This window comes from Pseudomonas sp., assembly GCF_050739655.1.
Classification (GTDB): domain Bacteria; phylum Pseudomonadota; class Gammaproteobacteria; order Pseudomonadales; family Pseudomonadaceae; genus Aquipseudomonas.
In genome coordinates this window covers 1-2,673 of the sequence record NZ_JBOIBY010000577.1, presented here as the reverse complement: position 1 = coordinate 2,673, position 2,673 = coordinate 1, and the positions used below count along the sequence as shown (strand labels likewise).

The 2,673-nt window shown below is 53.8% G+C and carries 2 protein-coding genes and 1 pseudogene; all 3 read left to right on the top strand.

Translation table 11 applies throughout. The features are described 5' to 3' along the window. A pseudogene (locus tag ACRESJ_RS27580) lies at window positions 1–184 on the top strand (heme o synthase); the annotation flags it as partial. A gap of 310 nt (window positions 185–494) precedes the next feature. After that, a complete protein-coding gene (locus ACRESJ_RS27575; RefSeq protein WP_431760689.1) occupies window positions 495–2,000 on the top strand; it encodes a Fic family protein in 1,506 nt (501 codons plus the stop codon). Window positions 2,001–2,073: 73 nt separating this feature from the next. After that, window positions 2,074–2,436, top strand: coding sequence for a hypothetical protein (locus ACRESJ_RS27570; RefSeq protein ID WP_431760688.1), 363 nt, complete (start codon window positions 2,074–2,076; stop codon window positions 2,434–2,436). Window positions 2,437–2,673 lie beyond the last annotated feature (237 nt).

Genomic DNA, 2,673 nt, shown 5'->3' with positions numbered 1-2,673 from the left:
CGTCGCCGCGGCCATGGGCATGTACTGGCTGTACATGGCCTGGACCGGCTACAAGGCAGTGGATGACACGGTCTGGGCACGCAAGCTGTTCGTGTTCTCGATCTTCACCATTACCGCGTTGAGCGTGATGATGTCCCTGGACTTCAAAGTGCCGACCGAGCTGCTGCTGACGTACGCGCCTTAAGCGTCGGATGTTGTAAAGAAAAGCCCCGCCTTCGAGAGAAGAGCGGGGCTTTTTCATTCAAGCCTCCTTACTCGTCGTCCTCTGCAAAGAAGGATCTGATCATTAGGTATTGATTCAGTGGTGGGCACGCCGATTCCCGACTTGGAAACGAACAAACTCCTGGTGCAGCAGGCAATGGTGCATACGCCCCCGGCTGACAACCGCTAAGGCTGCTACTTAAGAAAAAATTGAGATAGTCTTTAAATCTTAAGATTTTATTGGCCCGCTAAAGAAAAACTGCGAGGCTCTCTCAAAAATGAGGATTTGCGCGATGAGCTTAGCGGGATATGCCTGTTTACAAGACACTCTGCGGCTTTCAGCTTTCCCTTTGCGCCAAACTGCCAGCGTGCAGCCCGTTACACGGCTTGAACGCATAGGTGAGACACTGGCAGTCCCTCCTGGTATTGCCCCTGCATCAGACGACCTGCTGGGACATGTACTATTCGCCTTGAAGCATGAAGGCATTAACCTCACCATTCTAGCCCAAGCGTTACCTCAGATTCCGGTACAGGCGCTTGAAGCCGAATTGCAAAAAGCGCCAAACGGGATCTACATCCGCAAGGCTTGTTTCCTTTACGAAGCGTTCACTGGCAAAGAGTTGGCTCAACACTCTCCAGTAAAAGGTGGCTTCATCCCCCTGTTCGACCCGAAGCAGTACCTGACGATGCCTGGGGAGCGCAATTCCCGCTGGCGTGTGGAGTTCAATGGTATTGGCACGCTGGCTTACTGCGCCACTGTTGAACGAACACCTCAAATCATCGAATTGCTACAACACGACATCCTTGGGCGCGCGCAGCAATTCATTCAAAGCCTCCCATCTGGAATGATGGACCGGGCAATCAACTGGGCCTACCTGAGTGAAACCCAGGACTCGTTCGCCATCGAGAAGGAGTCGCCGAGCGAGGACAAATCCCGGCGTTTTATTCAGTTGCTCAGACAGGCACATGAACGCATCCCACTGAGCGAGGATTACTTGGTGACCCTCCAGAATGCAACGCTTTCCAATCCGTACGATAAGGCTGTTGCGTTTCGTCACGAACAGAACCATTTGGCAAATGGTTTGCACGGCGCTGCGGGGGTTACCTATGTGCCGCCCGCAGCAGACCTCTGTCGAGAGCTGATGGATCAACTGATGTACTTGGGGAATGAAGCGACAAAGCACATCGACCCTCTGGTTGCGGCCGGGATAATTTCCTTTGGATTCGTCTTCCTTCACCCCTTCATGGATGGGAACGGTCGACTTTCCCGCTTCCTCATCCACCAGACATTGTGCCGTGCTGGTGCCTTGGAAAATGGCTTATTGCTCCCGGTGTCCGTTGCAATGAAGCGAGAGGAGCGTCTGTATCTGGAAACCCTGCAGAAGTTTTCCCAACCGGCGCGCGAGTTCTGGGATGTTCGATGGATTGATCAGGGGAACCTGTCGTTCAACTTCACGGGGGACCCAGCAATCTATCGCTTCTGGGATGCTACGCCAGGCGTACGATTTACTCTGGAAATGGCCAAACGGGCTCTGGAAGTCGAGTTACGTGAGGAGACTGTATTTCTTGAGAATTACGACACGATTGTTAAGTCCGTTGACGAGCGCTATGACGTTCGGGGCAGTGACTTATCCAATCTAGCGATGATGTGCCTGGCGCAAAACGGCACGGTCTCCAAACACCGTCGCAAGCAGTATAAGTATTCGGTTCAGGAGGAAGTGTTTGACTACATCGAGCAGGTCACGCAATCCCTGCTTAGAAAGCAGGCGGAGGACCGATCAGATAACGAAACCCCATAGCGGCCATGTTCTCTCATCCGCATTGGACACGCTGGTAACAAGACCTTTGAATCAAGCGGATGACGCTGCTCTCGTGAGCGCCGCCAAAGCTGTCTGGTACTCGGACTCAAATCTTGAATGCGAGGTAACCGCTTTTTTGAGTCGTCACACTGACGAAGTGGAGGTTCGGCGCGCGGGCTATCTGCTCGAGCGATTCACTCGATTTACTTGCTTATCCGATCTGCGGGTGTCCGAGACCCTCAATGTCCTCGAGCTTTTTGTACATTCGACTTCCAGGCAAGTCGCGACGCTACAAACCGTCACGCCATTACGTCGGCGCCGTGATGAGCTCGCGGTCTCTTGGGGATTGAGTGAGGGCCTCGGCCTGAAAGCCCAAACCCTCATGCCTTTCCAGACCCGGCACTACGAGGCTGAGCAGCGCGCCATGTTTTCCTGAGCTCTGGTTGCAGCGAAGAGGCTGCATCGTTTGGTTCAAAAGTTGAAACGGCCTGCAGCGCAAAAGCCCCTCCTTTCGAGAGAACGGTGGGGCTTTTTCATTCACGCGCGGTTGTTACAGGGGGCATCGAGCACTTTCACCACGTTATCGCTGATATCGAGTACGACGCTGAACCCCTGTGGGAGCGAGCTTGCTCGCGATGGCGGTGTGTCAGGCAACATTGATGCTGGATGTGAC

What these genes read in the sequence shown, in the direction of transcription:
- ACRESJ_RS27575 (WP_431760689.1), top strand. Translation starts at nt 495, where the DNA reads ATGAGCTTAGCGGGATATGCCTGTTTACAAGACACTCTGCGGCTTTCA.